At 68.4% G+C, this 23,641-nt stretch carries 25 protein-coding genes; 13 read left to right on the forward strand and 12 right to left on the reverse strand.

The annotated features are described in order from the left end of the window. Positions 1-39 precede the first annotated feature (39 nt). Together STARVERO_RS14350 and STARVERO_RS14355 are read right to left on the reverse strand one after the other, a co-directional pair. Positions 40-1,386: a patatin-like phospholipase family protein gene (locus STARVERO_RS14350; RefSeq protein WP_280178125.1), complete on the reverse strand. Its 1,347-nt coding sequence runs from the start codon at positions 1,384-1,386 to the stop codon at positions 40-42. A gap of 380 nt (positions 1,387-1,766) precedes the next feature. Next, positions 1,767-2,549 (reverse strand): 3-hydroxybutyrate dehydrogenase, encoded by a 783-nt coding sequence (locus STARVERO_RS14355; RefSeq protein WP_159599599.1) that lies wholly within the window; start codon positions 2,547-2,549, stop codon positions 1,767-1,769. 195 nt (positions 2,550-2,744) lie between these two features. On the opposite strand from STARVERO_RS14355, the gene STARVERO_RS14360 reads away from it, so the two are divergent. The 6 genes from STARVERO_RS14360 to STARVERO_RS14385 all read left to right on the forward strand — a co-directional run bounded on the left by STARVERO_RS14360 (position 2,745) and on the right by STARVERO_RS14385 (position 8,050). Next, positions 2,745-3,269 carry a Fur family transcriptional regulator gene (locus STARVERO_RS14360; protein ID WP_144344293.1) on the forward strand — a complete coding sequence of 175 codons (525 nt, stop codon included), beginning with the start codon at positions 2,745-2,747 and terminating at the stop codon, positions 3,267-3,269. 79 nt (positions 3,270-3,348) lie between these two features. Next, positions 3,349-4,653, forward strand: coding sequence for a flavodoxin-dependent (E)-4-hydroxy-3-methylbut-2-enyl-diphosphate synthase (gene ispG / locus STARVERO_RS14365; RefSeq protein ID WP_159599601.1), 1,305 nt, complete (start codon positions 3,349-3,351; stop codon positions 4,651-4,653). Between the two features lie 4 nt (positions 4,654-4,657). Continuing rightward, entirely contained in the window at positions 4,658-5,056 is a 399-nt protein-coding gene (locus STARVERO_RS14370) for a rhodanese-like domain-containing protein (RefSeq protein WP_159599603.1), read from the forward strand. A gap of 112 nt (positions 5,057-5,168) precedes the next feature. After that, positions 5,169-6,206 (forward strand): aspartate-semialdehyde dehydrogenase, encoded by a 1,038-nt coding sequence (locus tag STARVERO_RS14375; RefSeq protein WP_144344290.1) that lies wholly within the window; start codon positions 5,169-5,171, stop codon positions 6,204-6,206. A gap of 222 nt (positions 6,207-6,428) precedes the next feature. Next, complete coding sequence (locus STARVERO_RS14380) at positions 6,429-7,067, forward strand: DUF1007 family protein (RefSeq protein ID WP_244616773.1); 639 nt, start codon at positions 6,429-6,431, stop codon at positions 7,065-7,067. Beyond that, positions 7,064-8,050, forward strand: coding sequence for a nickel/cobalt transporter (locus tag STARVERO_RS14385; RefSeq protein WP_159599605.1), 987 nt, complete (start codon positions 7,064-7,066; stop codon positions 8,048-8,050). Before STARVERO_RS14380 ends, STARVERO_RS14385 begins: the two co-directional genes overlap by 4 nt. A gap of 83 nt (positions 8,051-8,133) precedes the next feature. Here STARVERO_RS14385 and STARVERO_RS14390 read toward each other — a convergent pair whose 3' ends face one another. The 7 genes from STARVERO_RS14390 to STARVERO_RS14420 form a co-directional block, all read right to left on the reverse strand. Next, positions 8,134-8,874, reverse strand: a complete 741-nt coding sequence (locus tag STARVERO_RS14390; RefSeq protein WP_144344288.1) for an acetoacetate decarboxylase — start codon at positions 8,872-8,874, stop codon at positions 8,134-8,136. An 84-nt stretch (positions 8,875-8,958) separates the two neighbouring features. After that, positions 8,959-9,954, reverse strand: a complete 996-nt coding sequence (locus STARVERO_RS14395) for a WD40 repeat domain-containing protein (protein ID WP_159599607.1) — start codon at positions 9,952-9,954, stop codon at positions 8,959-8,961. Positions 9,955-10,137: 183 nt separating this feature from the next. Then, complete coding sequence (locus STARVERO_RS14400; protein ID WP_159599609.1) at positions 10,138-11,112, reverse strand: CobW family GTP-binding protein; 975 nt, start codon at positions 11,110-11,112, stop codon at positions 10,138-10,140. A gap of 120 nt (positions 11,113-11,232) precedes the next feature. After that, positions 11,233-12,258, reverse strand: a complete 1,026-nt coding sequence (locus STARVERO_RS14405) for a metal ABC transporter substrate-binding protein (protein ID WP_159599611.1) — start codon at positions 12,256-12,258, stop codon at positions 11,233-11,235. An 11-nt stretch (positions 12,259-12,269) separates the two neighbouring features. Continuing rightward, the gene (locus tag STARVERO_RS14410) at positions 12,270-13,136 is read right to left on the reverse strand and encodes a metal ABC transporter permease (RefSeq protein ID WP_159599613.1); all 867 of its coding nucleotides are present in this window, start codon (positions 13,134-13,136) and stop codon (positions 12,270-12,272) included. After that, positions 13,136-13,897 carry a zinc ABC transporter ATP-binding protein AztA gene (gene aztA / locus STARVERO_RS14415; RefSeq protein WP_159599615.1) on the reverse strand — a complete coding sequence of 254 codons (762 nt, stop codon included), beginning with the start codon at positions 13,895-13,897 and terminating at the stop codon, positions 13,136-13,138. The genes STARVERO_RS14410 and aztA overlap by 1 nt, the downstream gene beginning before the upstream one ends. Then, positions 13,897-14,148, reverse strand: a complete 252-nt coding sequence (locus STARVERO_RS14420; RefSeq protein WP_159599616.1) for a hypothetical protein — start codon at positions 14,146-14,148, stop codon at positions 13,897-13,899. The genes aztA and STARVERO_RS14420 overlap by 1 nt, the downstream gene beginning before the upstream one ends. Positions 14,149-14,389: 241 nt before the next feature. Here STARVERO_RS14420 and ppa point away from each other — a divergent pair, with 241 nt between their 5' ends. Continuing rightward, positions 14,390-14,917, forward strand: coding sequence for an inorganic diphosphatase (gene ppa / locus STARVERO_RS14425; protein WP_159599618.1), 528 nt, complete (start codon positions 14,390-14,392; stop codon positions 14,915-14,917). A 60-nt stretch (positions 14,918-14,977) separates the two neighbouring features. On the opposite strand, the gene STARVERO_RS14430 is transcribed toward ppa, so the two are convergent. The 3 genes from STARVERO_RS14430 to STARVERO_RS14440 form a co-directional block, all read right to left on the reverse strand. Next, positions 14,978-16,018 (reverse strand): Ldh family oxidoreductase, encoded by a 1,041-nt coding sequence (locus STARVERO_RS14430; RefSeq protein WP_159599620.1) that lies wholly within the window; start codon positions 16,016-16,018, stop codon positions 14,978-14,980. Further along, positions 16,018-16,836, reverse strand: a complete 819-nt coding sequence (locus STARVERO_RS14435; protein ID WP_159599622.1) for a creatininase family protein — start codon at positions 16,834-16,836, stop codon at positions 16,018-16,020. The genes STARVERO_RS14430 and STARVERO_RS14435 overlap by 1 nt, the downstream gene beginning before the upstream one ends. 66 nt (positions 16,837-16,902) lie before the next feature. After that, positions 16,903-17,292 (reverse strand): RidA family protein, encoded by a 390-nt coding sequence (locus STARVERO_RS14440; RefSeq protein ID WP_159599624.1) that lies wholly within the window; start codon positions 17,290-17,292, stop codon positions 16,903-16,905. A gap of 144 nt (positions 17,293-17,436) precedes the next feature. Here STARVERO_RS14440 and STARVERO_RS14445 point away from each other — a divergent pair, with 144 nt between their 5' ends. From STARVERO_RS14445 to STARVERO_RS14470, 6 genes are all read left to right on the forward strand, one after another. Beyond that, complete coding sequence (locus STARVERO_RS14445) at positions 17,437-18,465, forward strand: ABC transporter substrate-binding protein (protein WP_200837817.1); 1,029 nt, start codon at positions 17,437-17,439, stop codon at positions 18,463-18,465. Between the two features lie 84 nt (positions 18,466-18,549). Further along, positions 18,550-19,350 carry an ABC transporter ATP-binding protein gene (locus STARVERO_RS14450; RefSeq protein WP_159599626.1) on the forward strand — a complete coding sequence of 267 codons (801 nt, stop codon included), beginning with the start codon at positions 18,550-18,552 and terminating at the stop codon, positions 19,348-19,350. 26 nt (positions 19,351-19,376) lie between these two features. Next, entirely contained in the window at positions 19,377-20,183 is an 807-nt protein-coding gene (locus STARVERO_RS14455) for an ABC transporter permease (RefSeq protein WP_159599628.1), read from the forward strand. Between the two features lie 2 nt (positions 20,184-20,185). Beyond that, positions 20,186-21,517, forward strand: a complete 1,332-nt coding sequence (locus STARVERO_RS14460) for a cytosine deaminase (RefSeq protein WP_159599630.1) — start codon at positions 20,186-20,188, stop codon at positions 21,515-21,517. Further along, a complete protein-coding gene (locus STARVERO_RS14465; RefSeq protein WP_159599632.1) occupies positions 21,507-22,934 on the forward strand; it encodes an FAD-binding oxidoreductase in 1,428 nt (475 codons plus the stop codon). The genes STARVERO_RS14460 and STARVERO_RS14465 overlap by 11 nt, the downstream gene beginning before the upstream one ends. Beyond that, positions 22,934-23,521 carry an NAD(P)H-dependent oxidoreductase gene (locus STARVERO_RS14470; protein WP_159601795.1) on the forward strand — a complete coding sequence of 196 codons (588 nt, stop codon included), beginning with the start codon at positions 22,934-22,936 and terminating at the stop codon, positions 23,519-23,521. The genes STARVERO_RS14465 and STARVERO_RS14470 overlap by 1 nt, the downstream gene beginning before the upstream one ends. Positions 23,522-23,641 lie beyond the last annotated feature (120 nt).

A 23,641-nucleotide genomic window follows, 5' to 3' on the forward strand; every position in this document is an offset into this window, starting at 1 on the left:
CACCACAAAGCCGCCAGCGCGTCGAGAGGTGCGCGCGCCTCAACCCCTGTTCAGCTCCTCGCGCACGTCGAGCGTCGAGCGCACACCGATATCGTCGAAGTGCTTCTCCAGGAAGCTCTCCGCCGCCTCGCGGCCAATGGCGTTGAGATAGAGCAGGAACTCCCATTCCGCGTTCATCTTGGTGGAGGCGTCGAGCGCGACCAGCTTCTCCGCCCCGTCGATCCGGTGGATGCGCAGGTCGCGATAGCCGTCGATGCCGTCGCCGCCCTTCTTCTGGAGGCTGCCATGCTTGAGCAGGCGGGTGACGAACTCGGCCGCGCGCAGCTGCGCCAGCAGCGAGGCGTTGAAGGTGATCTCGTTCATCCGGTTGTTGATGTCGCGCGCCGTCTTCGGCGTCTCGCGGCGGATGATCGGGTTGATCTGGACGAGCAAGATGTCGTCGGTCTTCACCGCATTGTAGAAGGGGAACAGGGCGGGGTTGCCCATGTAGCCGCCGTCCCAATAGGGCACGCCGTCGATTTCCACCGCCTGGAACATGAAGGGCAGGCAGGCGGAAGCCATCACCGCCTGCGCCGTCAGCTCATGCTTGGCGAAGACGCGCACCTTGCCCGTGTGGACGTTGGTGGCGCTGATGAAGACGTGGACATGGCTGCAGGACTGCAGCGCCTTGAAATCCACGTGCTCCTCGATGAGGTCCATCAGCGGATTGATGTTGAGCGGGTTGAAGTCATAGGGCGACAGGAACCGGCTCATCACGTCGAAGGCGATGTAGCTCGGATTGGTGTTGAGCGACCAGTTGCCCATCAGCCGGTCGAGCAGCGTGCGCTGCAACGGGCTGGTCCGCCCGTCCTTCGACACCGCGCGCCAGTAGCGGTTGAGCGCCTCGCGCCCGCCTTCATTGCCGCCGCGCGCGATGCCGGTGGCCAGCACGGCCGCGTTCATCGCCCCGGCGCTGGTGCCCGAGATGCCCTCGATGGCGATGCGCCCGTCCTCCAGCAGCCGGTCGAGCACGCCCCAGGTGAAGGCGCCGTGCGCGCCGCCGCCCTGAAGCGCGAGGTTGATCGGCTTGATGACCGGGCCGGTCGCCTTCGACGCCTTCTTCGCCTCCTCGGCCGGGCCCGGCTCGCGCTTCACCTCGCCCGATCCGGCGGGGGTGGCGAGCGCTCCGGCCGCCGCTTCCGCCTTTTCCTGGTCGGAGGCCGACAGTTTCCGGACCTCCGCCGCCACCTTGGCAGCCGGCTTGGTACCAGACGTCTTGGTACCAGACGTCTTGGTACCTGACGTCTTGGGACCTGACGTCTTGGCGGCGGCAGGTTTGGCGGCGGCAGGTTTGGCGGCAGCAGGTTTGGCGGCCGCCGGTTTGGACGACGCGGGTTTGGCGGTCACTGGCGTGGGAGCCGTTGCCTCGGCCCGCTCACTTTCGACCGCGGCGTCCTTGGCGCCCGGAACCCTCTGCGCGGCGGGTTTTGACCCTGCGGGCTTGGCAGCCTCGGCCTTTGCCGGCGCTTTCGGCTGCGCCGCTCTCGGCCCGGCAGCCGCCAGTTTGGCAGCCACCGGTTTGGACGGCGCGGGTTTGGCCGCGGCTTCCGGCTTGGGAGCAGGCGTTACGACAGACGTCACCTCGGCCGCAGCGGCCTCCGCGACGGGGGACGGCGTCGCAACGGGAGTCTGCGCCGCCTTGGCGCGCCCGCGTCGGGGCGCGCCGGTGGCCGGCTTTGCGGTGCCGGGCGGTTTCGGGCTTCGGGCCACTCTCTACCTCCGGAACGCTATTCGGCGACCCAGCCGCCGTCGATCTGCTGCAACGAGCCGGTGATCGAACGCGCCGCATCCGACGCGAGGAACACGGCAAGCGCCGCCACTTCCTCCACCGTCACGAATTCCTTGGTCGGCTGGGCGGCGAGCAGCACGTCGCGCTTCACCTGCTCCTCGGTCATGCCGCGCGCCTTGGCGGTGTCGGGAATCTGCTTCTCGACCAGCGGCGTCCAGACATAGCCGGGGCAGATGGCGTTGCAGGTGATGCCGAAGGTCGCCGTCTCCAGCGCCACCGTCTTGGTCAGGCCGGCAATGCCGTGCTTGGCCGAGACATAGGCCGACTTGAACGGCGAGGCGACGAGCGCGTGCGCCGAGGCGGTATTGATGATGCGGCCCCATTTGCGCGCCTTCATGCCCGGCACGGCGGCCTTGATGGCGTGGAAGGCGGCGGAAAGGTTCAGCGCGATGATGAGGTCCCACTTGTCATCAGGGAACTCCTCGATCGGCGAGACGTGCTGGACGCCGGCATTGTTGATGAGGATGTCGACCGAGCCGAGCGTGTCCTCGGCGAACTTCACCAGCGCGGCGCATTCCGAGCCCTTGGTGAGGTCCGCGCCGGAATAGATCGCCTTGACGCCGAACTCGCTCTCGATGCCGGCGCGCTCCTTCTCGATCGCCGCCGCGTCGCCGAAGCCGTTCAGCGTCACGTTCACGCCCTCGGCGGCCAGCGCACGCGCATAGGCGAGGCCGATTCCGCTGGTCGAGCCGGTGACGACCGCGTTCTTCCCCTTAAGCATCCAAGAGCTCCTCACACGAGATGACGGCCGGCGCGCCCGTTCCGGGCCTCGCGCCGTGCCGCAGGAATTCCTACATGTCGCAGGCTAGCACGCCGGTGTGCGGTGCAAAGAGGTCTTTCCTTCCCATGGCACCGTACCCCGCGTCACATGCGAGACATGGTTTTCGGTTTCCTAGCGCTGGAGTACGATTGCGCGATGACGACGAACGCCCACCCTCACGATGACCACGACCACAGCGCCTGCGTCGCCGACGCGCTGGCGCGGGCGGAGGCGTCGTGCGGCGAGCGCGGCGCGCGGCTGACCCCGCTGCGCCGGCGCGTGCTGGAAGGGCTGGCGGACAGTCACGTGCCGCTCGGCGCCTATGATCTGGTGGAGCGGCTCGGCGCCTCCGGCGAGAAGCCGCCGCCCATGTCCGTCTATCGCGCGCTCGATTTCCTGGTGTCGGAAGGCCTCGCCCACCGCATCGAGAGCCGCAACGCCTACATCGCCTGCGGGCGCGACCACGGCACCGATGACGTCATTGTGTTCCTGATCTGCGAAGCCTGCGGGCTGACCTCGGAAGTCGCCTCGCACGCCATCGGCCGCGATCTCGCCTGGGCGACGCGCGCCGCCGGCTTCACCCCGCGCACCCCGGTCATCGAGATCGCCGGCACCTGCGCCCGCTGCCGCGCCGCGGCGGAGGCCGCGCCGGCCATCGAGGGTGCGGGGAGCCCCCGTTGACGGCGGCCGGACGCCGGCTTACCCCCTTCGCCGCCCGCATGCGGCAGCTTTCGCCGCGCGCCGCCGGATCTGATCGCCCATGAATAGCCCGACCGACGCCCCCGCCCCCATCGTCGCGCCCGAGCTGGAAGCCGCCGGCCCGGCCGCGCGCCGCCTCACCGTCGCGGTGAAGGTCGGCGGCGTCACCGTCGGTGGCGGCGCGCCGGTCGTCGTGCAGTCGATGACCAACACCGACACGGCGGACGCGGCCGGCACCGCCCTGCAGATCGCCGCGCTGGCCCGCGCCGGCTCGGAGATGGTGCGCATCACGGTGGACCGCGACGAATCCGCCGCCGCCGTGCCCGAGATCAAGGAACGCCTGCTCAAGATGGGCCTCGACACCCCCATCGTCGGCGATTTCCACTATAACGGCCACCTGCTGCTGACGAAGTACCCGGACTGCGCCGCGGCGCTCGACAAGTACCGCATCAATCCCGGCAATGTCGGCTTCGGCGAGAAGCGCGACCGCCACTTCGCCACCATCGTCGAGCAGGCGATCGTGCACGACAAGCCGGTGCGCATCGGCGCCAACTGGGGCTCGCTCGACGGCGACCTGCTCACCGCGCTGATGGACGAGAACGCCCGCCTGCCGCGTCCCGCCGATGCCCGCGCCGTCACCCGCGAGGCGCTGGTGCGCTCGGCCCTGCTGTCGGCCGCTCTCGCCGAGGAAATCGGCCTGCCCAAGGAGAAGATCATCCTCTCGGCCAAGGTCTCGGCCGTGCAGGACCTGATCACCGTCTATGCCGAGCTCGCCCGCCGCGCCGACTACGCGCTGCATCTGGGTTTGACGGAAGCTGGCATGGGCTCGAAGGGCATCGTCGCCTCCTCCATCGCCATGGGCGTGCTGCTCCAGCAGGGCATCGGCGACACCATCCGCGTCTCGCTCACCCCCGAGCCCGGCGGCGACCGCACCCGCGAGGTGACGGTGGCGCAGGAAATGCTCCAGACCATGGGCCTGCGCACCTTCGTGCCGCTGGTCGCCGCCTGCCCCGGCTGCGGGCGCACCACCTCCACCACCTTCCAGGAACTGGCCTTCGAGGTACAGGACTTCATCCGCACCTCCATGCCCGAATGGAAGAAGCACTATCCCGGCGTCGAGACGCTGAACGTCGCGGTGATGGGCTGCATCGTGAACGGACCGGGCGAGAGCAAGCACGCCGATATCGGCATCTCGCTGCCCGGCACCGGCGAGTTCCCCACCGCCCCGGTCTATCTCGACGGCAAGAAGGCCATGACCCTGCGCGGCCCGACGCTGCGCGAGGACTTCAAGAAGATCGTCGAGGACTATGTGCAGCGGCGGTTCGGCGTCGGGCGTCCGGCTTCGGGCGTCGACGCGGCGGAGTGAGCCGATGAAGAAGGGCTACAAGCAGTTCCTGGCCGAAGCGGAGGCCGAGATCGCCGCCATCGACGTCGCCGAAGCCGCGACGCTTCGCGGCCGGGACGACACCGTCTTCGTCGACCTGCGCGATCCGCGCGAACGCGAGCGCGACGGCTCCATCCCCGGCGCCTTTTCCTGCCCGCGCGGCATGCTGGAATTCTGGATCGACCCGGAAAGCCCCTACGCCAAGCCGGTCTTCCAGCAGGACAAGCGTTTCGTTTTCTTCTGCGCCAGCGGCTGGCGCTCGGCGCTCGCCACCAGGACCGCGCAGGACATGGGGCTGGAGAAGGTCTGCCACCTCAAGGGCGGCTTCGGTGCGTGGAAGGCCGCGGGCGGCGAGATCGAGAGCCTGCCCCGTCGCGAGGGTTGAGCAGCGCGCCGGGGTGCTCTCCGTCCGGCGCCCGTTGCCTCGCTTCGCCTTATCGCGTAAAAGCCCGCGCTCGCCCGAGCCTGTGAATGGCAGGGCCTTCAGGAGAAACGACATGGGCTACAAGGTCGCCGTCGTCGGTGCCACGGGCAATGTGGGCCGCGAAATGCTCGACATCCTCTCCGAGCGGGGCTTTCCCGCGGACGAGGTCGTTGCGCTTGCCTCCCGCCGTTCGGTCGGGACGGAAGTCTCTTTCGGCGACAAGACGCTCAAGGTCAAAGCCCTCGAAAACTACGATTTCTCCGACACCGACATCTGCCTGATGTCGGCCGGCGGCGAGGTGTCCAAGGAATGGTCGCCCAAGATCGGCCGGCAGGGCTGCGTCGTGATCGATAACTCCTCGGCCTTCCGCTACGACAGCGACGTTCCGCTGATCGTGCCGGAAGTGAACGCCGACGCGGTGAAGGGCTTCACCAAGAAGAACATCATCGCCAACCCGAACTGCTCGACCGCCCAGCTCGTCGTGGCCCTCAAGCCGCTGCACGACAAGGCGACGATCAAGCGCGTCGTGGTGGCGACCTACCAGTCCGTCTCCGGCGCCGGCAAGGACGCCATGGACGAGCTGTTCGCCCAGACCCGCGCGGTGTTCGTCTCCGATCCGGTCGAAGCCAAGAAGTTCCCCAAGCGCATCGCCTTCAACGTCATTCCTCACATCGACGTCTTCATGGAAGACGGCTACACGAAGGAAGAATGGAAGGTGATGGCCGAGACCAAGAAGATTCTCGACCCGAAGATCAAGCTCACCTGCACCGCCGTGCGCGTGCCGGTGTTCATCTCCCATTCCGAGGCGGTGAACGTCGAGTTCGAGAATCCGATCACCGCCGAGGAAGCCACCGAGGTCCTGCGCAACGCGCCGGGCGTGCTCGTCGTCGACAAGCGCGAGCCGGGTGGCTACATCACGCCCTACGAGGCGGCCGGCGAGGACGCCACCTACATCTCGCGCATCCGCGAGGACGCGACGGTGGAGAACGGCCTCAGCTTCTGGTGCGTCTCGGACAATTTGCGCAAGGGCGCGGCGCTCAACGCGGTGCAGATCGCCGAAGTGCTGGTCAATCGCAAGCTGCTCCAGCCCAAGTCCCAGAAGGCGGCGTGAGCCGACTTCGGGGACGGAAGCAAGCGGTGTCCCGGAAGGCGGCGTGAGCGGGAACAGCGTCATGCCCGGGCTTGTCCCGGGCATCCACGCTTTCTCTTCTCGGCAGGAATTGATGCGGCCGCCTCCGGGCGGCCGTTGCCGTTTCTGGCGGTCGCCGTCACCATTCCGCCGAACTCGGCAGCCACCAATCGACCAACGCGGCTGCTTCGGAGAAGGCCCACCGTGATCCGGCGACTTCTGGCGACCATCCTCGCGCTCGGCGCGCTCATCGGGCCGGCGCTCGCCCATCCGCATGTGTGGGTGGAGGTGCACTCCGAGCTCGACTACACGCCCGACGGCAAGCTCGCCGGCGTGCGCCATCACTGGAAGTTCGACGAAGCGTTCTCGACCTATGCGCTGCAGGGGCTGGAGACCACGCCGGACGGCAAGCCCAGCGACAAGACGCTGAAGGAACTCGCCCAGGTGAACATCGAATCCCTGCACGAGTTCGATTTCTTCACCTACGCCAAGCGGAACAAGCAGGACGTGAAGTTCCTCCAGCCGAAGGATTATTCCCTCAGCTATGACGGCACGCAGCTCACCCTGCACTTCACCCTGCCCTTCGCCGAGCCGCCGGTGAAGGCGGGAGCACTGACGCTCGACGTCTACGACCCGACCTATTTCGTTTCCTTCCAGCTCGCCGACAAGGATCCGGTCACGCTCGCCGGCGATGCGGCGGGCTGCGCGCTCGCCCTGCACCGGCCGGACCCGGCCGTCGGCACCAGCTCGGCGACGCTCTCGGAGAGCTTCTTCAACGCGCTCACCTCCGCGAGCGAGTTCGGCTCGCAATTCGCCAACCGCGTCACGGTGACGTGCTCGTGAAGCACCGCCTGCTTCTGGCGCTGCTGGCCGTCGCGGCCGGCTGGCTCAGCCTGCATCCCGCCCTCGCCCAGAGCCCCTTCGGCGTCGGCGCCCCGCCCGCGCCGGATGCGGGCGGCGGCCAAATGGGCGGCCAAATGGACGGCATCGCCGGCTTCATCCTCGCCAAGCAGGCGGAATTCTACCGGCTGCTCACCGCCGCGGTGCGCGCCTCGAAGGAAGACGGCAACGCTCTCTTCCTGCTGGGCGGCATCTCTTTCGCCTATGGCATCTTCCACGCCGCCGGCCCCGGTCATGGCAAGGCGGTGATCTCCTCCTACCTGCTCGCCAACGAGGCGACGCTCAGGCGCGGCATCGGCCTCGCCTTCGCCAGTGCGCTGGCGCAGTCGCTCACCGCTATCCTCGTCGCCGGCGTGTTCGCGGTGCTGCTCGGCACCACCGCCGCCTCGATGAGCCGGGCCGTCTCCATTATCGAGATCGCCGCCTATGGGCTGATCGTGCTGATCGGCCTGCGCCTCGCCTGGACCAAGGGCCGCGCGCTGGCCGCCGCCTGGCGCGGCGTGCCGGCGCATGTGCATGGCGCGGATTGCGGCTGCGGCGACGATCACGCCCACATGCCCGGACCCGAGGCGCTGCCCAAAGGCTCGGGCTGGCGCGAATGGTGGGGGGCGGTGCTGTCGGTGGGGCTGCGGCCCTGCTCCGGCGCGATCCTCGTGCTGGTCTTCGCGCTGGCGCAGGGCATTTTCTGGGTGGGCGCCGCCTCGACCCTGCTGATGGGTGTCGGCACCGCGCTCACCGTGAGCGCCATCGCCGCGCTCGCGGTCTTCGCCAAGCATGCGGCGGTACGGCTCGCCGCCAACCGGCCGGGCTCGGCCGGGGCGGTGGTGCTGCGCGGCGTGGAATTCCTCGCCGCGCTGGCCCTCGTCGCCTTCGGCCTCGCGCTGCTGCTCGGCTTCATGGCGAGCGAGCGGCTGACGCTGGGATAGCGGCACCCCTCACAGCGCCACCGTCATGGCCGGGTTTTGGCCCGGCCATCCACGTCCTCGGTTCGAGGCCGGCAAGGAGGGCCTCAGTCCTTCAGATAGTCGAAGACCACCTTGCCGAGGCCGAGGGTCAGGTCGGTGCGGAAATGCGCCGCCGAAAGTACCTCCAGCACCGGCAGCTTGGCCACGTCGGCCAGCGCGTGCGGGAACAGGCCGAGCGCGGCCGGACCGGTCCAGGCCTCCTTCACCACGAGATTCTCGAGATAGTACTCGACCAGTTCCAGTACCCGCGCCGAGCCATCGACATGGGGGATGATCTTGAGCATCCAGTTCGGCGCCAGCAGCGACTTGTGCAGCGCCTCCAGGTCGAGCTCCTGATATTTGTAGCCCATGGTGGCGGAGGTGCAGAGCACGCTGCCGTAATGCAGCGTGCCGACCAGCGTGTCGCTCTCCACGCGCAGGCTGGGCTTGGCGATCTTCTTGGGGAAGCCCCACAGCTCGCGCCCCCCGGCGGTGGGAGCCTCGTCGTCGAGATACATGGAGTGGACGTAGCCGCCCTTCACGCCGTTCAGCTCGACCGGGATCACCTGCCCCGTCTCGGTGTAGTCCCCGAAGCCGGTCGAATCCGGCATGCGGATGAACTCATACTTGACGATGGGCTCCACCACCTTCAGCGGCTCGGGCACCACCTTGGCCAGCGCCGCCGGATCGGTGCGGTAGGTGATGACGAAGAACTCGCGGTTGAAGAAGCGGTAGGGCCCCTTCGGGTAGGAGGGATTGGTCAGCGGCATGGAATAGGCGGTGCGGCGGACGTCCTCGATCTTCATGTCTGGCGATCCTCGGCTGAACGGACGTGGTAAGCCTATCCGACCCTGCTGCGCCGCAATAGCGCAAACCGCGTCACCATGCCGTCACAGCTCGAGCAGGCCGCCCGTCTCGCCCTCGGTGCCGATGGCGAGCGCGCCGCCGTCGGCCCGCCACGCCATGGCGCTGACGGGCTGCCCGTCCGGCGCGCGCAGGAGAATCTCCGCCGCGTCCGAGATGCGCACCATCAGCACCAGGCCGTCCTCATAGCCGCAGGCGATCACCTCCTCCTTGGGATGCGCCGCCACCGCCGAGACCCGCACGTCGCGCGGGGCCAGCATGGTCGGCTGCTTGCCCATCGGTCCTTCCTTGGAGGCGAACGGCCAGAGGATCGCCTCGCCGGAACCGGAGGTCGCGAGATAGCGCCCGCCGGCGGTGAAGGCCATGGAGCACACCCGCGAGGGATAGCCGGACATGCGCATATGCGCGCCGTCGGGCAGGCGCCAGCCATGCAGCGCTGCCTCCTGCATGGTCGTGACCACGAAGCGCCCTTCCGGGTGCCAGAGCACGCCGCGATGCGAGCCCTTCCACTCCAGCAGCTCCGGCTTGGCCACGGCATTGGGGAACCACAGCGTGGTCCCGCCATAATGGGCGACGGCAAGCCGCGTGCCCTTCGGCGCGAAGGCGAGCCCGCCGACCGTCGAGGGCAGCTCCAGCGACTTGGCTTCGCCCCTGGCCGGCTGGAAATAGGCCGTCTTGCCGGCGGAGAAGGCGACCGAGCCGTCCGGACCGGCCGCGACCTGGTCGATCCAGCGGCCCTTCTGCTCGAACAGCGTCTCGCTGGTGCCGTCCGCGAGCGTCGCCGCCACCCGGCCGTCGTCGCCACCGGTCAGCAGCCGCTTCGCGTCGCCGGAAACGGAGAGGATGGCGCCCCTGTGCGCCGCGACCCGCTTTTGCTCGGCACCGACGAGCACCACCTCGCGCTCGGTGAGCGCGAAGGCCGCCGTGGTGCCGAGAAAGCGCACGCCGGCAACGCCGCCGCCGAGATCGACCGGACGCAGTTTCGAAGTGAGCGAGGAGGGAGCGGAAGACAGGGCGGCCATGGGCTTACCGGCTTTCTGGGAGACGGTGTCGGGTTAGCCCAATTCGCGCCCGGCGTCACGCAACCCGAAGGTCGGGGGTGCCCCCCGACGACCCGCCCGGAGGAAAAGAGGCCGAAGAATCGTTGCCGGGCTGGGCAACGTTTCTTCGGCCCCATGTTCAAATCCGCCGCTGACCGGCCCCTGCTAGGCCACGCAGGAGAGGAAGCCCGCCTCCAGCGCCTTGGGATCGAGCTTGCGGCCGATGAAGACGATGCGGCTGGTCTTCGCCTCGTCGTCGCGCCAGGGGCGCTGGTGGTCGCCGTCGAGGATCATGTGCACGCCCTGGAACACGAAACGGTCCGGGTCGTCCTTGAAGGCCAGAATGCCCTTGGAGCGCAGGATGTTCGGCCCCTCGCGCTGGGTCAGTTCCTGGATCCACGGGAAGAACCGGTCGGGATCGAGCGGCTTGTCGGACGAGAACGAGTAGGACTGCATGTCCTCGTCGTGGAAGTGCTTGTGCCCGCCCTCGAGGAAATCCGGGTCGATCGCCTGGATGCGGTCGAGGTCGAACGCGCCCTGCCCCAGCACCTTGTCGATGGCGATGTCGGACTTCTGCGTGCGGTGGATGCGGGCGAAGGGGTTGATGGCGCGGATGCGCATCTCGACGTCCTTCAGCTCGGTCTCCGAGACCAGGTCGGTCTTGTTGAGCAGGATGACGTCGGCGAAGGCGATCTGGTTCTTGGCCTCCGGCGCGTCCTTCAGCCGGTCCTTCAGCCACTTGGCGTCGGCGACCGTCACCACCGCGTCGAGCGCGGTCTTGGCGCCGACGGTCTCGTCGACGAAGAAGGTCTGGGCGACCGGCGCGGGGTCGGCGAGGCCCGTGGTCTCGACGATGATGCCGTCGAAGTCGTTCTTGCGGCGCAGCAGGCCGTCAATGATGCGGATGAGGTCGCCGCGCACGGTGCAGCAGATGCAACCGTTGTTCATCTCGAACACTTCCTCGTCGGCGCCCACCACGAGGTCGTTGTCGATGCCGATCTCGCCGAACTCGTTGACGACGACGGCGAATTTCTTGCCGTGCGGCTCGGAGAGGATGCGGTTGAGCAGCGTCGTCTTTCCGGCGCCGAGATAGCCGGTCAGCACGGTGACGGGGATCTTGTTGGGCTGCACGTCGGACATTGTCGACCTCGATCTTTCAGAACGTCATGCCCGGGCCTGGCCCGGGCATCCACGCCTTGCGGCGGGAAGTCGTGGATGGCCGGGACGAACCCGGCCATGACGGTGTGGTGAACCGCGAACTCAGCTCGACAGGGCCGAGGACAGCTCACGGACGTTGTTGTTCATCATGTCGATGTAGGTGCTCGCCGGGCCTTTGTCATCGGACAGCGCGTCGGAATAGAGCTCGCCGCCGATCTTCGCGCCGGTCTCTTCCGAGATGCGCTTGACGAGGCGCGGGTCGGAAATGTTCTCGACGAACACCGCCGGAATCTTTTCCGTCTTGATCTGGCGAATGATCCGGGCAACGTCCTTGGCGGAGGCCTCCGCCTCGGTCGAGACGCCCTGCGGGGCGACGAACTCGATGCCATAGGCCGCGCCGAAATAGCCGAAGGCGTCGTGCGAGGTGATGATGCGGCGCTTGTCGGCGGGGATCTTCGCCACCGCCGCCTTCACCTCGGCGTCGAGCGCCTCGAGCTTGGCCGTGTAGGCGGCCGCATTCGCCTCATAGGTCGCCTGGCCCGCCGGGTCGGCGGCGATCAGCGCGTCGCGGACATTGGCGACGTAACGCTTCGCATTGCCGACCGACTGCCACGCATGAGGATCGATGCCGCCATGGTCATGGGCGTGATCGTGGGCATGATCGTGGTCCTGCGCCTTTCCCTCGGCATGCTTGTCGTGGTCGTGGTCGTGGTCGTGCGCCTTGTCGTGGTCATGGGCGGCCTCGTGGCCGTCTTCCTCCTCGGCCATTTCGCGGGGCTCGATGCCCTTGGTCGCGACGACCACGTCCGCCTTGGTGCCGGAGGCTTTCACGAGCCGGTCGATCCAGCCCTCGAAGCCGAGGCCGTTGACGAACACCACCTTGGCGCCCGCCACCTTCTTGGCGTCGGCCGGCGCCGGCTGGAAGACGTGCGCATCGCCATTGGGGCCGACCAGCGTCGTCACCGCGACGCGATCGCCGCCAACCTCCTTCACGAAATCCCCGAGGATCGAGAACGAGGCGACGACGGGAATCTGGGTCGCGGCGGCGGGCGTGGCGTCCTGCGCGGCGGCAGGCGCGGCAAGGCCGAGCGCAAAGGCGGCGGCGAGCCAGGGGCGACGGGTCAGCATGGGCTTACTCCTCAGGCTTCGAGATGACGGCGCGGCATCAGGCGGAGCAGCAGCCCGCCGACCGGCCCGAACAGCACCGACAGCGCGTAGGCGCCGCCGGCGACAAGGATGATGGCGGGGCCCGAAGGCACGCCGGAATGGTAGGAGACCAGCAGTCCGACGACGCCGGAGACGCAGGCGACGAGCACCGACACGCCGACCAGCGCCGTCAGCTCGCGCGTCCAGAAGCGCGCGGCGGCGGCCGGCAGCATCATCATGCCCACGGCGAGCAGCGTGCCGAGCGCGTGGAAACCGCCGACGAGGTTCGTCACCACCAGCGCCAGGAAGACGAGGTGCGAGGGCGCTCCCGCCCGGCTGACCGAGCGCAGGAAGCCGGGATCGACGCTCTCCAGCACCAGCGGCCGCCAGAGCAGCGCCAGCACCGCCAGCGTCAGGGTGGAAATGGAGACGATCAGCAGCAGCGTGGCGTCGTCGAGGGCCAGCACCGTGCCGAACAGCACATGCAGCAGATCGACGTTGGAGCCGCGCAGCGAGACCAGCAGCACGCCGAGAGCCAGCGAGATCAGGTAGAAGGCGGCCAGCGCCGCGTCCTCCTTCATCTGCGTGGCACGCGCCACCGCGCCGGCGCCCAGCGCCACCGCGAAGCCGGCGACGAGACCGCCGATCGTCATGGCGAAAAGGTTCAGTCCAGCGGCGAGGAAGCCGACCGCCGCCCCCGGCAGGATGGCGTGCGCCATCGCATCGCCGGCGAGGCTCATGCGGCGCAGCATCATCAGCACGCCGACCGGCCCGGCACCCACGCCGAGCGCCAGCACGCCGACAAGCGCGCGGCGCATGAAGTCGAATTCGGCGAACGGCCCGACGAGAAGATCGTACATCACGCCACCCTCACGCCGTGCGAGGGCATATCCGGCGCGCAGGCCGGCGCGTCCTCGTCCCACGCCTCGCACATGCGGCGCGCCTCGGCGAGATTGCGCGTGGTCAGCACCTCGCGGGTCTCGCCCCAGGCGACCGACGTGCGCGCCAGCAGCAGGGTCTGCGGGAAATGCACCCGCACCAGTTCGAGATCATGCAGCACGGCGATGACGGTCCGGCCTTCGCCGTTCCAGCGCTCGATCAGCGCCACGAGGTCGGACACCGTGCCGGCATCGAGCGCGGTGAAGGGCTCGTCGAGCAGGATCAGCCTTGCGTCCTGCAGCAGCAGCCGTGCGAACAGCGCGCGCTGCATCTGCCCGCCGGAAAGCGTGCCGATGGGCCGCGTCTCGAACCCCTCCAGCCCCACCGCCGCGACGGCTTCCTCGATGCGCCGGCGGTCGGCACGGCCGATGCCGCCGAACAGCCCCGCCCGGCGCCACAGTCCCATGGACACGAGGTCGTAGACGTCGATGGGAAAGGAACGGTCGACCTCCGCCGCCTGCGGCAGATAGGCAATGGCGTGGTCCGGCAGCTTTCCCTCGATGCGCCCCGCAAGCGGGGAGAGCACCCCGGCGATCCCCTTGAGCAGAGTCGACTTGCCGGCCCCGTTCGGCCCGCAGATGGCGAGCAACGCGCCATCCGGCACATCGCCGTCGAGATGGTGCACCGCCGGGTGCCGGTCATAGCCCAGCGTCAGGTCGCGGAAGGAGAGAACGTTTCCCATCACGCGCCCGCCCCGATCACGGCGAGTGCCGCCACCCAGAGAAGCGCCGCCAGCGGCAGCGCGATGGCGAGCCGCTGCCAGGCCGACAGGCGCAACAGCGAGAAGCCCGGTCGCGCCGCCGGATGCCGCTCTCCCGCCGCATGCGAATGATGGGAATGCCCGTGATCGTGCGGGGCGTGATCGTGCGCGGCATGATCGTGCGAAGGGGCGTGAGGCTCGTGGACGTGCAGGCGGGGGGACGCGGCAGGCATGGAAATCTCCGTCGAGAGAGATTGATACAGTATATCAGGTCGTCCCGTCCAGCCGAAAGATACACTGTATCAGGCCTCGCGCGACCGCCTCTCCACGACCCCGCATCCCGGCTGGAATCCGCCCCGCCGAATTGATGGGGCCCTTTCGTCTCGACGCCACGCCCGCCACGCCTTATGAGAAGGCGCCTTGCCCGCCGGCGCGGGCCAGCCTGTTCGATCCGGAGCCCGTTGGAGCCCATTCATGGATATTTCGCGCATTTCGATCGGCCCGAATCCGCCTGACGAGATTCACGTCATCATCGAGATCCCGGCCGGCGGCGCGCCGGTGAAGTACGAGATCGACAAGGAGTCCGGCGCGCTGTTCGTCGATCGCTTCCTGCACACGCCGATGTTCTATCCGGGCAATTACGGCTTCATCCCGCAGACGCTCGGCGACGACGGCGACCCGCTCGACGTGATCGTCATCTCGCCGATCCCGCTGCTCGCCGGCTCCGTGATCGCCGCGCGCCCGATCGGCGTGCTGATGATGACCGACGAGAAGGGCGGCGACGAGAAGGTCCTCGCCGTGCCGGCGGACTCGGTCTATCCCTACCACTCGAAGGTCGTGAGCTATGCCGACCTGCCGCCGCTCGTCGTCGAGCAGGTGGCGCACTTCTTCACCCACTACAAGGATCTGGAGAAGGGCAAGAAGGTCTCGGTGGCCGACTGGGAAGGCCCGCAGCGCGCCCGCGAGATCATCGTCAAGGCGATCGAAGCCGCCAAGAAGTGATGTGAGCCGCACGGCCACGGTTCACGGAATGGCCCGGGTCGCTCCCGGGCCTTTTGCGTTTCAGCCCGCGAAGCCCATGCCGGCCAGCGCCCGCTGCAGCGCCGCGCCGAGCGTCACGCCCTCGCGCGCCGCCCGCTCGCGATTGGCGAGGCGCCGGGTGCCCGGCAGCCGCGCGCCCGGCTCGCGCTCGATGGCGAGCGCCAGCCGTTCCAGATGGTCGAGATAGGCGTCGCCCGCGATGCGCGCCGGATCGATGGCGATGACCACATGGCCGACGGCGGCCGGCGGCCCCTTGCCGTCGAAGAAGCTCGGCGCATCGAAGGAGAAGGTGGAGGCCGTCAGCGCCGCCGCCATCACCTCGATGACGAAGGCGAGCGCGGTACCCTTGGCCTCGCCCATCGGCACCATCGTGCCGGCGAGCCCCGCCTTGGCATCCGTGGTCGGGTTCCCCTCCGTATCGAGCGCCCAGCCCTCCGGGATCGTCGCCTCGCCCCGCTGCACGGCGGCGAGCAGGTTGCCGCGCGCCACCCTGGCGACGGACAGGTCCACCACGGCCGGCGCGCGGCCCTTCAGAGGCGTGGCGAAGGCGATGGGATTGGTGCCGAAGACGGCCCGCCGCCCGCCCCACGGGGCGATGGAGGCGGAGGCGTTGGAGAAGGCAAGCCCCACCAGCCCCGCCTCCGCCAGCTTCTCCACCGGCTGGCCGGCGACGCCGAAATGGCTGGAACGGCGGATCGCCATCAGCCCCATGCCGGTCTCGCGCGTCATCGCGGCGAGTTCCGGCAGGCCGTGCTCGATGGCCGGATAGGCGAAGCCGTTGCCGGCATCGACCGCCAGCACGGAAGGCGCGACCCGCATCGTCCTCGGCACCGCGTGGCCGTCGATCTTGCCGGCTGCCGCCATCGCGCCGTAGCTCGGCAGCCGCGTCAGCCCGTGCGTGCCGAGCCCGTCCGCCTCGGCGCGCACCAGCGCGGCGGCGGTGAGGCGGGCGTTCTCCGGCGCCGTGCCGAAACGCTCCAGCACGCGGGCGGCATAGGCCCGCGCCTCGTCGAGGCTGAGCGTTCGGTCATGGAAGGCCTCCGCGGCGATGGAGCCCTCCATCACAGCGCGCTCCCGCCCAGCGGCCCCGCCGGCAGACGGGCGAGGTCGAAGCGATGCACGTCCGCCAGCAGCTCCACGAAGGCGCGCGCGCCGTAGAGCGCGCAGGTCTCGCCCTTCTCGAGGCTGGCCTCGGTGGCATTGCCCATGGCGCCGGCGGGCTGGATATCCTGCGCCATCCAGCCGAAGCCGGCCGGCGTGCCGGCGCGCAGGAAGGCGAATTCCTGCTCCATGGCGAGCGTCACCGGCGGGAAGTCCCGCACTTCGCCGGTCCGCACCATGTCGGGGCGGAAAGCCATCATCAGCGAGGTCTCGATGCCGCCGGCATGGATGCCGTGCTGGCGCTCCTGCGGCGTGAACAGCCCCTCCGGATAGCCGAAGCGATGCCAGGACACCGTCACCGCCAGCATGCCGAGCCGGGCGCGCAGGTCGCGCGCCACCACGTCGAGGATCGGCACGTTGCCGCCATGCGAGTTGACGATGACGATCTTGCGCAGCCCCGCTCGGTGCACGCTTTCGCCGATCTCCGTCCAGGCGCGGATCACCGTCTCGGCGGAAAGCGTCAGCGTGCCGGGGAAATGGATGTGCTCGTTGGACTTGCCGATCGCCTGCAACGGCAGGAAGACGGCCGGGACGTCGTCGGGCAGCAGCCGGGCGACTTCCTTCAGATAGCCCTCGCCGATGAAGGCATCCACGCCGACCGGCAGATGCGGCCCGTGCTGCTCGACCGCCGCGACGGGAAGCACGGCGATCCAGTTCTCCGTGTCGCCATCGGCGAAATCGGGCCAGGTCAGTTCGGTCCAGAAGCGTTTGGGCGGCATGGCGGCAGGTCCGGAAGCACGAGGTCGGCGAAGGGAGGCGGGTGAAGGGAGGTGGCCGTTCTAGGCTCAATCCGCCCGTGCCGCCAGCGCCTCGATCTCCACCTTGAATTCGGGGCGGGTGAAGCCGGAGACGATCATCAGCGTCGAGGCCGGCGGCGGGTCGACGACGAAGCGGTCGCGCGCCGCCATGTAGCCGGCCATATGGGCCCGGTCGGTGACATAGGCGTTGAGGCGCACGACATCGGCCGGCTCCATCCCGGCCTCCCTCAGGCAGGCGGCGATGGCGGCGAAGCACAGCTCCGCCTGCTCCTCCACCCCTTCGGGAATCGCGTCGTCGGGCGCGATGCCGAGCTGGCCGGAGGTGAGCAGCAGCCGCGCGCCGGCCGTCACCTCGACGGCATGGCTGTAGCGGGCGAAGGGACGGCGGACGGCGGCAGGGACGAAATGGCGCAGCATGGTCGCGAAAAATCCGGCGGGAAGGAAAGCGGCAGGCGTTCACAGACTTGTCGCCGCAGCATATGTGCATGGCGATTAAGCTCGCCTATCATGACGGCACGGATCCCGTAACGCACTGCCTTTCGCACCCGGATGGAGACATCGATGCGCCTGCGTTTCCTGCGCTTGCGTTCCTTCTGCTCCCGCTCTCTCCGCATGCTTGCGGCCCTGGCCGCGCTGGCCGCCACGGCGATGCCCGCCTTCGCCGTCGACAAGGTGACCTTCGGCACCAACTGGGTGGCCCAGGCCGAGCATGGCGGCTTCTACCAGGCGGTCGCGGACGGCACCTATGCGAAATACGGGCTCGACGTGACCATCGTTCCGGGCGGCCCGCAGGCCAACAACCGGCTGCTGCTGCCGGTCGGCAAGATCGATTTCTACATGGGCGCCAACATGCTGCAGGCGTTCTCCTCCGTGGCGGAAGGCATCCCGACGATCATCGTCGCCGCGCTGTTCCAGAAGGACCCGCAGGTCTTCATCGCCCATCCGGACGTCACCGCGTTCGAGCAGCTGAAGCAGAAGACCCTCTTCGTCTCCAAGGAGGGGCTGGCGAGCTATTTTCAGTGGCTCGTCGCCGATTACGGGTTCAGCGAAAATCAGGTGAAGCCCTACACCTTCAACGCGGCGCCGTTCCTCGTCGACAAGAACAGCGCCATGCAGGGCTATGTCACCTCCGAGCCCTATTCGGTCGAGCAGCAGGGCGGCTTCAAGCCGGCGCTGTTCCTGCTGGCCGATTACGGCTTCGACACCTACGCCACCACCATCGAGACCCGCAGCGAACTGGTGAAGCAGAACCCCGATCTCGTGCAGCGCTTCGTCGATGCCTCGATCATCGGCTGGTACAATTATCTCTACGGCGACAACACCAAGGCCAACGCCCTGATCAAGCAGGACAATCCGGAGATGACGGACGCGATGATCGCCTTCTCCGTCGCCAAGATGAAGGAATATGGCATCGTCGATTCCGGGGACACCAAGACCCTCGGCGTCGGTGCCATGACGGACGCGCGGGTGAAGAGCTTCTATGACAAGATGGTCGAGGCCAAGGTGGTCAAGCCGGGCATCGACTATGTGAAGTCCTACACCACCCAGTTCGTGAACAAGGGCGTCGGCAAGGAGCTGGCGCCGAAATGACGGAGCGTCCATGACGCCGCGCCTTTCGCCATCATCCCGGCCGCTCCAGCCGCCGTGCACCTCGCACACCGCCGCACGCTGCGCATGAATGACGTGATCGCGGAAGCCGACGCCGGCACGGTGCTGCTCAGCCTCAGGGGCGTCGGCAAGCGCTTCGCCAATAATGTGACGGCGCTCGAAGGCCTCGACATGGAGGTCCGGCAGGGCGAATTCCTCTCGCTGCTCGGCCCCTCCGGCTGCGGCAAGTCGACGGCGCTGCGCCTCATCGCCGGCCTCACCGAGCCGACCGCCGGCCGGCTGGACTGGAACGGCGGGGAAGCGACGCGCCGCACCACCGGCCCGCGCTCCATCGGCTTCGTCTTCCAGGAGCCGACGCTGATGCCGTGGGCCAGCGTGTTCGGCAATGTGCACCTGCCGCTCAAGCTCGCCGGCATCGGCCGCCGCGAGGCCGAGCCGGCCATCGCCGAGGCGCTGGAGATGGTCGGGCTGTCGGGCTTCCGGGACGCCTATCCGCGCGAGCTGTCCGGCGGCATGAAGATGCGCGTCTCCATCGCCCGCGCGCTCGTCACCAAGCCGCGCCTGCTGCTGATGGACGAGCCCTTCGCGGCGCTCGACGAGATCACCCGCTTCAAGCTCAACAACGATCTCCTCGAAGTCTGGCGGCAACTGGGCTGCACCATCGTCTTCGTCACCCATTCGGTGTTCGAATCGGTGTTCCTGTCCTCGCGCATCCTCGTCTTCCGCGCCCGGCCGGGCCGGGTCTCGGCGGAACTGTCCATCGACCCGAACCAGCCGCGCGACGAGGCGTTCCGCACCTCGCCGGAATATGCCGGCCTGTGCCGCGAGACCTCCCTCGCCCTCGCCCGGGCGATGGAAGCGCGCTGACGGCCGGGAGGGAGATGGAGCGGCGCATGGAGCGGCACCTCGAACATTCCTCCTCCCGGCCGTTCCCCTTCCGCTGGCTGCTGCCGATCGGCGTGCTCGCCGCGCTCGTCGCCCTCTGGGCGCTGGTGGTGCGGGTCAACAACCTGCCGCCCTATGTGCTGCCAAGTCCGGGGCAGGTGCTGGAAACGCTCGTCAGCGACCGCGTCGTGCTGTTCCAGTCCATGCTGGTCACGCTGGAGACGACGGTGCTGGCGCTCCTCCTCGCCGCTGCGGGAGGCGTCGCTCTGGCGCTCATCTTCGCCAGCGCGCGCATCGTCGAGTTCTCGCTGTTTCCCATCGCGGTCATCCTGCAGGTGACGCCGGTCATCGCGGTGGCGCCGCTGATGCTGATCTATCTTTCCACCGACACCGCGGTGCTGGTCTGCGCGTGGATCGTCGCCTTCTTCCCGGTGCTCTCCAACACCACGCTCGGCCTCAATTCGGTGGATCCGAACCTGCGCGACCTGTTCCGCCTCGCCGGCGCCTCCCGCTGGCAGACGCTGCTGCGGCTCAAGCTGCCGACCGCCCTGCCCTATTTCCTCGGCGGCCTGCGCATCGCCGGCGGGCTGGCGCTCATCGGCGCGGTGGTCGGCGAGATCGCGGCGGGCTCGGCGGGACAGGGCTCCGGCCTCGCCTTCCGCATCGTCGAGTCCGCCTACCGGCTGAACATTCCGCGCCTCTTCGCGGCGCTGCTGCTCATCTCGCTGGCCGGCATCCTCATCTATGCCGCGCTGAGCCTGCTCTCCTGGCTCGTGCTCCGCCGCTGGCACGAGAGCGAACTCGGCGGAGCATGACCATGCAGGAATTCGATCTCGCCGCTCCCCCCTCCGCCTATGTGCTCGGCCGCGTCCGCGTTCCCGCCTGCCTCGTATCGGACGAAGCAGCCCTCCCCGCTCCGGTCGACGCCGAAGGATTGGTCGAGCTGGACATCGCGGTCGAGGCGGGACGCATCGCCCGTCTCGCACCCGCCGGAACTCTCCTCGATGGCGCCGCGCGGCTCGAGCTCGCCGGCCGGCTGGTCCTTCCCGGCCCTGTCGACGTGCACACTCATCTCGACAAGGGCTTCATCTGGAAGCGCGCGCCGAACCCCGACGGCACCTTCGCCGGCGCCCTTGCCGCCGCCGATGCCGACCGGCGCGCCAACTGGAACGCGCAGGACGTGCGCCGGCGCATGGATTTCGCCCTGCGCTGCGCCTATGCGCACGGCACGGTGGCGATCCGCACCCATCTCGATTCCATCGGCCCGCAGACCGCCATCAGCTGGCCGGTCTTCGCGGAGATGCGCGAGCGCTGGGCGGGGCGCATCGCGCTGCAGGCCGTGTGCCTCACCCCCATCGATCTCGTGCTGGACGACGCCGAGTTCCTGCCGCTCGTCGACACGGTACGCGCCCATGGCGGCGTGCTGGGCGCCGTCACCTACATGTCTGCGGCGCTACCGGCGGGGCTGGAGCGACTGTTCGAGACGGCCGAACGCTACGGTCTCGATCTCGATCTCCACGTCGACGAAAGCGCCGATCCCGGAGCCCGTTCCCTCGCCCTGATCGCCGAGGCCGCCCTGCGCCGAAGCTTTCAGGGTCAAGTGCTTGTCGGCCATTGCTGCTCCCTCGCCCGTCAGGAGACGTCGGAGGCCGACCGCACGCTCGACCGGGTAGCGGAGGCCGGCATCGCCGTCGTTTCGCTACCCACATGCAACCTTTACCTCCAAGACCGCCACCCCTCCCACACCCCGCGCTGGCGGGGGATCACGCTGCTGCACGAGATGAAGGCGCGCAGCATCCCGGTCATGGTCGCGAGCGACAATGCCCGCGATCCCTTCTACGCCTATGGCGACCTCGACCTCGTCGAAGTCTATCGGGAGGCCAGTCGCATCGCCCATCTCGACCATCCGCATGGCGACTGGCCCTCGATTATTGCGCGCGCGCCGGCCATGCATATGGGCATCGAGGCCGGCCTTCTCGGCCCCGGCCGTCCTGCCGACCTCCTGCTCTTTCGTGCCCGCAGCCTCAACGAGGCGCTGTCCCGTCCCCAGCTCGACCGCCGCGTGCTGCGCGAAGGGCGGGCAATCGACACCACGCGGCCCGATTATGCCGAACTGGACGACCTGATGGAGCGCTCCGATGCCATCTGATGCCTACGACATCGTCGCCCTGAAAACCCGGCTGGGCGACATCCGCACCGAGGACAATCCCGCCCTGGTGCGCCAGAAGAGCCGCGACTTCTACTGGTACTCACCGACGCTCAAGCGCCAGCTCGACGGCGTGAATGGCGACATCGTCGCCTTTCCAACCACCGAGGAGGAGGTGCTGCGCGTCCTCGCCATCTGCGGGGAGCTCGGCGTCCCCGTCACTCCGCGCGGCGCCGGCACCGGCAACTACGGGCAGGCGATGCCGCTGGCTGGCGGGCTGGTACTGGACCTCTCCGGCCTCGACAAGGTGCTGGAGATCGCCCCGGGCCGCGTACGCGCCCAGGCTGGCGCCATCCTCGCCGACATCGACGCCGCCTGCCGCCTGTCGGGGCAGGAGCTGCGCCTGCATCCCTCCACCTATCGCACCGCTTCCATCGGCGGCTTCATCGCCGGCGGTTCGGCCGGCGTCGGCTCCATCACCTGGGGCGGCCTGCGCGACCTCGGCAACATCGTTTCCCTGCGTGTCGCCACCATGGAGATGCCCCCGCGCATTCTCGAACTGACAGGCGAGGAGGTGCAGAAGGTCGCGCATGCCTACGGCACCAACGGCATCATCCTGGAAGCCGAGATGCCCCTCGCCGGCGCCTGCGACTGGATCGAGGCCATCGTCGGCTTCGACGATTTCGCTGATGCCACCGCCTATGCCAACGCGCTGGGCGAGCAGGACGCGATCCTCAAGAAGCTGATCTCGGTCATCGCCGCCCCCGTCCCGCAGGACTATTTCCTGCGGCATCGCAAATACCTGCCCGACGGCACGCACGCGGTGCTGGTGATGCTGGCGCCGATCGCCCGTACCGCCTTCGACGACTTCACCGCCTCGCGCGGCGGACAGATGCTCTACCGTTCGGATCTCGTGCCGGCGGAGGAGGCCAAGGGCCTGCCGCCGCTCTACGAACTGACCTGGAACCACACGACCCTTCGGGCGCTGCGGGTCGACCCGACGATCACCTATCTGCAGACGCTCTATCCGTTTCCAAACCAGCTGGCCCTCATCGGCCGCATCCATGCCCTGCTCGGCGAGGAAGTGCCGGCGCATCTGGAATTCGTGCGCTTCGACGGCAAGATCACCTGCTTCGGCCTGCCGCTGGTGCGTTTCACCACGGAGGAGCGGCTGGAAGAAATCATAGCGCTTCACGAAGCGGAAGGTATTCCGGTATTCAATCCGCATCGCTACACGCTGGAGGAGGGCGGCATGAAGCAGACTGATGCGGCGCAGCTCGCCTTCAAGCGCGAGGCCGATCCGGCCGGGCTTCTCAATCCCGGCAAGATGATCGCGTGGGAGGACCCGGCGTTCGATTTCAGCACGCGGCGGACCTACCTCTTCCCCGGCCTCGAACGCGACGTGACGAGAGAGGCGTGATGCAGGCGCTCGTCGTCTATTGCCATCCCGTCCCTGAAAGCTTCAGCGCGGCCATACGCGACGCGGTGCTGCGCGGCCTCGGGACGGCCGGGCACGAGGTCGACCTGATCGACCTCTACGCGGAAGGCTTCGACCCCACCATGGGCCGGGAAGAACGCCTCGGCTACCACACGCCGGGCACCAACGTACTGCCCATCGCCGCCCATCTCGAACGGGTGAAGCGGGCGGAGGCACTGATCTTCGTGGCCCCGACCTGGTGGTACGGCCCGCCGGCCATGCTGAAGGGCTGGCTCGACCGGGTGCTGGTGCCGCACGAGACCTTCGGCATGCCCGAGCCGATGCGCCCGCTCGAGCGCCGGCTGACCAATATCCGCCTCCTCGCCACCGTCACCACGCTCGGCTCGCCCTGGTACTGGTGGCTATGGATCGGCCAGCCCGGCCGGCGCATCCTGCTCGACGGCGTGGGAGGAATTGTTCACCCCCGCGCCCGCAAGGTATGGCTGGCGCTGCACAGCATGGACTCGGTGAGTGAAGGCCGGCGTGCCGCATTCCTCGCCCGGGTGGAAGCACGCTTTGCGCGCATATGAACTTGGATCCGGGTGTGAATTCTCGGTCGAAATATAAAAATCTTGCTGTGATTTATCGGAACTTTGACGAAATTGCCAATTGCGGCCATGTTCGTGTCACGGCAAGCCGCTTCTATCGCA

This window comes from Starkeya nomas (assembly GCF_902703545.1).
GTDB classification, from domain to species: Bacteria; Pseudomonadota; Alphaproteobacteria; order Rhizobiales; family Xanthobacteraceae; genus Ancylobacter; species Ancylobacter moscoviensis.